The sequence below is a fragment of the Streptomyces sp. NPDC004561 genome (genome assembly GCF_053602155.1).
In genome coordinates this window covers 1-7,716 of the sequence record NZ_JBSGDB010000416.1, presented here as the reverse complement: position 1 = coordinate 7,716, position 7,716 = coordinate 1, and the positions used below count along the sequence as shown (strand labels likewise).

General features: G+C 72.2%; 5 protein-coding genes. 4 read left to right on the top strand and 1 reads right to left on the bottom strand.

The features are described from left to right. Nucleotides 1–79 precede the first annotated feature (79 nt). Nucleotides 80–517, bottom strand: a complete 438-nt coding sequence (locus tag ACWEN3_RS36175; protein WP_452979860.1) for a cell division protein SepF — start codon at nt 515–517, stop codon at nt 80–82. Nucleotides 518–1,244: 727 nt separating this feature from the next. Here ACWEN3_RS36175 and ACWEN3_RS36170 point away from each other — a divergent pair. The 4 genes from ACWEN3_RS36170 to ACWEN3_RS36155 form a co-directional block, all read left to right on the top strand. Next, a complete protein-coding gene (locus ACWEN3_RS36170) occupies nt 1,245–2,144 on the top strand; it encodes a S1 family peptidase (protein WP_452979857.1) in 900 nt (299 codons plus the stop codon). Nucleotides 2,145–2,480: 336 nt separating this feature from the next. Further along, nucleotides 2,481–3,563: a S1 family peptidase gene (locus ACWEN3_RS36165; protein ID WP_452979854.1), complete on the top strand. Its 1,083-nt coding sequence runs from the start codon at nt 2,481–2,483 to the stop codon at nt 3,561–3,563. A gap of 214 nt (nt 3,564–3,777) precedes the next feature. Beyond that, a complete protein-coding gene (locus tag ACWEN3_RS36160; RefSeq protein WP_452979851.1) occupies nt 3,778–7,278 on the top strand; it encodes a DNA polymerase III subunit alpha in 3,501 nt (1,166 codons plus the stop codon). After that, nucleotides 7,275–7,716: Y-family DNA polymerase (locus tag ACWEN3_RS36155; RefSeq protein ID WP_452979848.1), on the top strand; the 442-nt coding region annotated here is incomplete at its 3' end. The genes ACWEN3_RS36160 and ACWEN3_RS36155, both read left to right, overlap by 4 nt.

The following is a 7,716-nucleotide window of genomic DNA, read 5'->3' as shown; positions in this document are numbered from 1 at the left end:
GGTGCGGCGGGAGACTCCGCCCAGCTCCTCCAGGACCTGCCGCACGGTGAGGAGTTCGACGCCGGTGAGCGGCCCTGCCTCAGCTCTGGTTGAAGAAACCGTCCTCACGGTGGGAGGACGCCTCGCCGCTGATGATCTCCGTGTCGGCGGGCGTCAGCAGGAACACCCGGTTCGAGACGCGGTCGATCGAGCCGCGCAGCCCGAAGATGAGCCCGGCGGCGAAGTCCACGACCCGCTTGGCGTCTCCGGACTCCATGTTCGTGAGGTTCATGATGACCGGGACCCCGTCCCGGAACAGCTCCCCGATGGCGCGGGCGTCCCGGAAACTGTCCGGGGTGACCGTGCCGATCCGGCGGTCCTTCTCCTCGGCCGTGTCCGTGGCCACCTTCACCCGGGGGTCGGTGACCCAGGCGTCCCCGGACTCGGTGCCCTCGGAGTAGTCGTCGTCGTAGTAGCGCTCGTCATCGTTGTCGTCGACGAGGCCGAGCCACGCACTCGCCTTGCGTACCGATCCCATGGACGCCTCCTCTCACAGCGGTCTCTCTTGCTTTCCGCATCCCTATGGTCATCCATGATGCTGACGGCGCGCCAAGTGGATAGTCGCCGCGCGGGGGGTTTGTGACGGTACTGGTGCACAGCGGATCCGTCGAGAGTCCTTGTGCCCCAAGGGTCGCGACTCATACGGCTGCTGACTGTGAGTGAAATATGATTGTCGTCGGCGGATGGGTGATGCACGGAGCGTACGGGTGAACCAGAGGCCGCCCCGGTCCTGACGGGAGCTCAGGAAGGCCGTCCCCGATCCCGGTTCCACGGATCCGGCGGACCGATCCGGCGGACCTGTCCGGCGGGGAGATTTTCCGAAGCCTGCTGCCCTTTCGGGTGGCGCGGCACCGGCCGTCGTTGACGCGGGGACCAAGGCGGTGATCCTTCGGTGTTCGCCGGAGTGCGAGGGGGCGCGTGTGATGGCGTGACGAAGCCCTTCCGGGGCGGCGCGCCGGACGTGCCGATCGAGGCGGGGGAGCGCGCGTCGATCCGGCGCCGACGGAGCGTCAGGAAGCGTCGAGCAAAGGTGGTTTAAAGTCCAACGGCCGAAAGGCGCCCTTGTGTCGACCGGTCGTTCGGCCGAATACTCCCCCCAGCGCTTGTCAGGGGCATGCGTGTTCGGAATCCGGCCACCCCCTGGCTGCGCCTCACCGGGCCCTGACCCCACGCGGGCCCCCGACTTCCCTTGGAGGGAACGAAAAGTGAGGATCAAGCGCACCACTCCCCGCAGTGCCACCGCTAGACGGACCCGGCTGATCGCCGTGGCCGCCGGCTTCCTGGCCGCGGCCGCTTTCGCCGCCCCCACGGCGAACGCGAGCGACGCCCACACGTTCAGCGCCACCCAGCTCACCAAGGCCAGTGGCTCCGTCCTCAAGGCGGACATCCCCGGGACCGCCTGGGCGGTCGACGGCAGGACCGACCGGGTCGTCGTCACCGTCGACAGCACGGTCTCCGACTCCGAGATAGCGAAGATCAGGAAGCAGGCGGGCGCCGATGCGGGCGCGCTCACCATCAAGCACACCGCCGGCAGGTTCAACAAGCTGATCAGCGGCGGCGACGCCATCTACGGCGGCCAGTACCGCTGCTCGCTCGGCTTCAACGTGCACAGCGGCAGCACGTACTACTTCCTGACCGCCGGGCACTGCGGCCAGGTGGCCTCCACCTGGTACAGCAACTCCAGCCACAGCACGGTGCTCGGCACCAACGTCGGCTACAGCTTCCCGGGCAACGACTTCGCACTGGTGCGGTACACCAACTCCTCGATCCCGCATCCGAGTTCGGTCGGCAGCCAGTCCATCACCAGGGCGGCGACGCCCAGTGTGGGCCAGACCGTGTACCGGCGCGGGTCCACCACCGGCACGCACAGCGGCCGGGTCACCGCGCTGAACGCCACCGTCAACTACGGCGGCGGCGACATCGTGTACGGGCTGATCCAGACCACGGTCTGCGCCGAGGGCGGTGACAGCGGCGGCCCGCTGTACAACGGCACCACCGCCTACGGGCTCACCTCCGGCGGCAGCGGTAACTGCACCTCCGGCGGCACGACGTTCTTCCAGCCGGTGACCGAGGCGCTGAGCTACTACGGGGTCACGCTTCCCTGACGGGTCCGGCCCCCGTCCCGGCGAGCCCCCGCACACACGGGTGTGTGCGGGGCTCGCCGCTGTCCGGCGGGGCAAGGAACCGGCCATGACCGCTCGTCACGTTCCGGTGAAGGTTACTTGCACGTAGTGTTTGCAGCGCGAATTCCCTGACTTGATCGTGGACAGTCAAGTGTGACGGGGGTGTGCGGGGGGCGCGCAAGCCCTCTCCGGGCGCGTCCGGAAGTCGGCCTTGTGTGCTCCCTGTGCGGTTCGGAAGAGTGGGCGGCCGTCAACCAGCCTTCCGGTCCGTCGGGTCCCCATCGCCCGACCGGCCATCCCCCCACAGGAGGACGTGAGTTGAAACACCGACGCATACCCGGACGGCGGGCCGCCCTGGCCGGTGCGGGAATCGCCGCGCTGGTCGCAGCGGGAGTCACCTTGCAGAATGCGAACGCCAGCGAGCCCGCGAAGTCCCTGGCGCAGCCGCGGCTCCTGTCCGCTCCGGCGGCCGGAACGCTTGCCTCGACGCTCCGTTCGGACCTGGGCTCCGCCGCGGCGGGCAGCTACTACGACGCCCAGGCGAAGAACCTCGTCGTCAATGTGCTCGACCAGGCCGCCGCGAAGACCGTCGAGTCGGCCGGGGCCAAGGCGAGAGTCGTCGCCAACTCGCTCGCCGAACTCGACGGCGCGCGTTCGGCGCTGAAGGAGGACGCCACCATCCCGGGCACGTCCTGGGCGACGGACCCCGTGTCCGACAAGGTCGTCGTCACCGCCGACAGGACGGTGTCCGGCGCCGAGTGGGCCAAGCTGAGCAAGGTGGTCGACGGGCTCGGCGGCAAGGCCGAGCTGAAGCGGTCCCAGGGGCAGTTCAAGCCCTTCATCGCCGGCGGCGACGCCATCAGCGGCTCCGGCGGGCGCTGCTCGCTCGGCTTCAACGTGGTCAAGGGCGGGCAGCCGTACTTCCTGACCGCCGGGCACTGCACCGCGGCCATCTCCAGCTGGTCGGACTCCAGCGGCAAGGAGATCGGGCGGAACGCGGAGTCCCACTTCCCGGGCACCGACTTCGGTCTGGTCAAGTACAGCTCGACGGCCGACCACCCGAGCGCGGTCGACCTGTACAACGGCTCGACCCAGAAGATCACCGGGGCCGCCGAGGCCACGGTGGGCATGAAGGTCACGCGCAGCGGGTCGACGAGCCATGTGCACGACGGCACGGTGACCGGTCTGAACGCCACCGTGAACTACTCCGAGGGCACGGTCGGCGGACTGATCCAGACCGATGTGTGCGCCGAGCCCGGTGACAGCGGGGGCTCGCTGTTCTCGGGCGGCAACGCGATCGGGCTGACCTCCGGCGGGAGCGGCGACTGCACCTCCGGCGGGCAGACCTTCTTCCAGCCGGTCACCGCGGCCCTGTCGGCCACGGGTACGCAGATCGGCTGACGGGTTGCGCAGGGAGCCCCGCTCCGGGTGTCCGGGGCGGGGCTTCGCCGTCTCGGCGCGGGCACCGGCCGCCGGGCCCTTTGTGATCTTGGGGACGGGCGTTTGCGCAGGTGGGAGGCGGGCGAACGGATGTCGCACAGTTGTTCGAGAATGGGGGTATGGTGGGGATGGGGAAGCTGGGAACTAGTGTTCGATAGTCGTTCGGGAGGTGTGCGTGCCGGGCTTCGTGCATCTGCACACCGTCTCCGGGTTCTCCCTGAGGTACGGGGCCTCGCATCCGGAGCGGCTGGCCGAGCGTGCCTCGGAGCGGGGCATGGACGCCCTCGCCCTCACCGATCGCGACACCCTCGCCGGCACGGTGCGCTTCGCCAAGGCCTGCGCCGGGGCGGGGGTCCGCCCGCTGTTCGGCGTGGATCTGGCGGTGGGGGCGGAGGCCGTGCGGAGCGACCGGCGCCGCACCCCGGTGCGGGGCGGTGCCTTTGTCGATGAATCGGCACCCCGGGTGACCTTCCTCGCCCGGGACGGCGCCCGGGGGTGGGCCGATCTGTGCCGGCTCGTCACGACGGCGCACGCGGGGGAGGGGGCTCCGCTGCTTCCCTGGGCCGGCAACCACGGCGACGGTCTCGTCGTACTGCTCGGCCCGGGGTCGGACGTCGGACGCGCCCTCGCCGCGGGGCGTCCCGACCGGGCCGCGAGGCTTCTGGAGCCCTGGCGCGAGATCTACGGTGACGCGCTGCGCCTGGAGGCCGTGTGGCACGGTCGTACGGGCACGGGGCCCGGTTCGCTGCGGCTCGCCGCCCGCACGGTCGGCTTCGCCGCCGAGCAGCGGGTGCGGCCCGTGCTCAGCAACGCCGTCCGGTACGCCGATCCCGGGATGGGGCAGGTCGCCGACGTGCTGGACGCCGCCCGCCGCCTGGTCCCGGTCGACCCGCGCGGGGAACTGGACTCCGGGGCGGCCTGGCTGAAGGACGCGCGGGCCATGCGGGGGGTCGCCGAGCAGGTGGTGGAGGCGGCCGGCTTCCGCCGGGACACCGCCCACCGGCTGCTGGAGCAGACCCGGGCCACGGCCGACGAGTGCCGGGTCGACCCCGAGGACGACCTCGGCATCGGCACCGTCCACTTCCCCGAACCGCATCTCGTCGGCGCCGGTCGCCGCACCGCCCAGCGGGCGCTCGCCTCGCGGGCGGCGGCGGGGATGGTGCGGCTCGGATACGGCGGCAGACGTGGGTACTGGGAGCGGATGCACCATGAGCTGGACATCATCGCCCACCATGGATTCGCCTCCTACTTCCTGACCGTCGCCCAGGTCGTGGACGACGTCAGGGAGATGGGGATCCGGGTGGCCGCCCGCGGCTCCGGCGCCGGGTCGCTCGTCAACCACCTCCTCGGGATCGCGCATGCCGACCCGGTCGAGCACGGGCTGCTGATGGAGCGCTTCCTGTCGAAGGAGCGCGTCGTGCTGCCCGACATCGACATCGACGTGGAGTCCGCGCGCCGGCTGGAGGTGTACCGGGCGATCATCGGCCGGTTCGGGGAGGAGCGGGTCGCGACCGTCTCCATGCCGGAGACCTACCGGGTGCGGCACGCGATCCGGGACGTGGGCGCCGCCCTGTCCATGGACCCGGCCGAGATCGACCGGGTGGCCAAGTCCTTTCCGCACATCCGGGCCCGGGACGCCCGCGCGGCGCTGGCGGAACTGCCCGAGCTGAGAGGGCTCGCGGCGGAGCAGGAGAAGTACGGCAGGCTCTGGGAGCTCGTCGAGGCGCTCGACGCCCTGCCGCGGGGAGTCGCCATGCACCCGTGCGGGGTGCTGCTCTCCGACGCCTCCCTGCTCGCGCGTACGCCGGTGGTGCCGACCAGCGGGGAGGGGCTGCCGATGGCGCAGTTCGACAAGGAGGACGTGGAGGACCTCGGGCTGCTCAAGCTCGACGTGCTGGGGGTGCGGATGCAGTCGGCCATGGCGCACGCGGTCGCCGAGGTGGCGCGGGCGGCGGGGGAGCGGGTCGACCTGGACGCGGTGGCGCCGGGGGATCCGGAGACGTACCGGCTGATCCGTTCCGCCGAGACGCTGGGCTGCTTCCAGATCGAGTCGCCCGGTCAGCGGGACCTGGTGGGGAGGCTGCAGCCGAGCACCTTCCACGACCTGGTCGTGGACATCTCGCTGTTCCGGCCCGGACCCGTCGCCGCCGACATGGTGCGGCCGTTCATCGAGGCGCGGCACGGCCGGGCGCCGGTGCGCTATCCGCACCCGGACCTGGAGGGACCGCTGAAGGGGACCTACGGGGTCGTCGTCTTCCACGAGCAGGTCATCGACATCGTCGCCGTCCTGACCGGCTGCGGGCGCGGCGAGGCCGACCGGGTGCGGCGCGGGCTGTCGGACCCGGAGTCGCAGGGGCGGATCAAGGTGTGGTTCGCGCAGACCGCGGCGGCCCGCGGCTACGACGCGGAGACGATCCGGCGGACCTGGGAGATCGTGGAGGCGTTCGGGTCGTACGGGTTCTGCAAGGCGCACGCCGTCGCCTTCGCCGTGCCCACGTACCAGTCGGCCTGGCTGAAGGCCCATCACCCGGCCGCCTTCTACGCCGGGCTGCTCACCCACGACCCGGGGATGTACCCCAAGCGGCTGCTGCTGGCGGACGCGCGGCGGCGCGGGGTGCCGATCCTGCCGCTGGACGTGAACGTGTCCGGGGTCGCCCATCGGATCGAACTGGTGTCTGAATCACCGAAGGTGTGGGGGCTGCGGCTCGCGCTTTCCGACGTGCACGGCATCAGCGAGGCCGAGGCGCGGCGGATCGCGGACGGGCAGCCGTACGCCTCCCTGCTGGACTTCTGGGAGCGGGCCCGGCCGAGCCGCCCGCTGGCCCAGCGGCTCGCCCAGGTGGGGGCGCTGGACGCCTTCGGCGCCAACCGCCGTGACCTCCAGCTGCACCTGACCGAGCTGCACCGGGGCGCCCGGGGCGCGGGCGGCGGTCAGCTCCCGCTGGCGGGCGGCAGGAGGACCGCGCCGGCGGGGCTGCCGGACCTGACGTCGGCGGAGAGGCTCAGTGCCGAGCTGGGCGTGCTGTCCATGGACGCCTCGCGCAATCTGATGGACGACCACCGGGAGTTCCTCGAGGAGCTGGGCGTGGTCTGCGCGCGCCGGCTGCGCGAGGCCCGGCACGGCGAGACCGTGCTGGTCGCGGGCGCCAAGGCGGCCACCCAGACCCCGCCGATCCGGTCCGGCAAGCGGGTCATCTTCTCCACGCTGGACGACGGCACGGGCCTGGTCGACCTCGCCTTCTTCGACGACTCGCACGACGCCTGCGCCCACACCGTCTTCCACTCCTGGCTGCTGCTGGTGCGCGGGGTGGTGCAGCGGCGCGGGCCGCGCAGCCTGAGCGTGGTGGGCTCCGCCGCCTGGAACCTCGCCGACCTGCTGGAGGTGCGCCGCACGGAAGGACTGGACGGGGTCGCGGCCCGGCTGGCCGGACCGCCCGGCGCCGCCGGGGACGCCCCCGGGCCGGACGACGGCGACGGGCCGGCCCGGGCACGGGCCGCGGGTTCGGACGGGCTGCCCCGGCCGGCCGGTTCGGCGGCCCCCGACCCGATGGAGGGCCGGACCATCCGCATGCCCACGGGGTACGAGATGCACCCCTGGGCCGATCTGCGCCCCGCGGGCGAAGGGCCCGCGGTGGGAAGGAAGTTGTGGCACCAGAGCCCGGGGAGTGCGGGATGACCATTCTCTGCGTACGTTTCCAGCTGCCGCCGATGTACGAGGCCGCCCTGCCGGGGCTGCTCGGGCTGCTGGAGGAGTTCACCCCGGTCGTGGAGGCGCTGCCCCCGGACGGGGCGCTGGCCGATCTGCGCGGCGCCGAGCGGTACTTCGGGCGCAGCGCGGTGGAGCTGGCCGCGGTGATCCGGGTGCGGGCCCTCGCGCGGTACGGCGTCGACTGTGTCATCGGCGCGGGCCCGGGGCCGATGCTGGCCCGTGTGGCGCTGCGCGACGCCCGGCCCGGTGTGACGTGTGCCGTGCCCAGGGACCCGGACGGCGTCGCGGAGTTCCTCGCCGGGCGGCCGGTGTCCGTGCTGCCCAGCGTCGGCACGGCCGTCGACCGGGTGCACGCCGGGCACGGCCGGCTGGATGTGGTGGTCGCCAACGCCGGGATCAGCATCC

Coding starts and splice junctions, on each gene's coding strand:
- ACWEN3_RS36175 (WP_452979860.1), bottom strand. CDS start 517: ATGGGATCGGTACGCAAGGCGAGTGCGTGGCTCGGCCTCGTCGACGAC.